The 551-nt window shown below is 68.2% G+C and carries 1 pseudogene; it reads right to left on the reverse strand.

Annotated features, from left to right (window positions below):
- Window positions 1-551: pseudogene (locus tag ON31_RS29455) on the reverse strand (helix-turn-helix domain-containing protein); the annotation flags it as partial.

Consider the following 551-nt stretch of genomic DNA (forward strand, 5'->3'; position numbering starts at 1 on the left):
TCGGCGAGCACCCTGGCCGGGACGCCGCCGATCGCGGCGAAGGCCTCGGCGATCAACGCGAGGGTCGTGGATTGTTTCTGGTCGGCGGCGAACGCGGTGAACCGCCACCGCGAGAACGCCAGCACCGCGCAGAACACGAACAATCCCGGCGCGGCCTCGGCCCAGTCGATCACCAGATACTCACCCGGCGACCACACCGCCGGCCGACGACCTCGATGATTGTCCCTGCGCCACAACGCTTTCTGCTCGGCCACCAGCCGCCGGAAATTCCTCGGCGACCCCTCGTAACCGTCGGCGCGAGCGATCGGCAGCAGCCGTTTGGCCGAGATCCGGCCCTTCGACTTGGCCACCCGCGCCGCGACCAGCTCCCGCACCGAATCGTAATTACGCGGCCTGGGCGGCCGTTGCGGCCGCCCGCCGCCGGCCTCGGCACGGTCAACGACCCGTTTCACTGTCTTGTGCGTGGTGCCGCACAACTGCGCGGCTCCCCGATAGCTTCCGGCCTCTCGATAGGCGGAAATGATGTCCATTCGCTCCCTCGCAGACTTCAA

Source organism: Nocardia otitidiscaviarum NBRC 14405 (genome assembly GCF_000308635.1).
In the GTDB taxonomy this organism is placed as follows: domain Bacteria; phylum Actinomycetota; class Actinomycetes; order Mycobacteriales; family Mycobacteriaceae; genus Nocardia; species Nocardia otitidiscaviarum.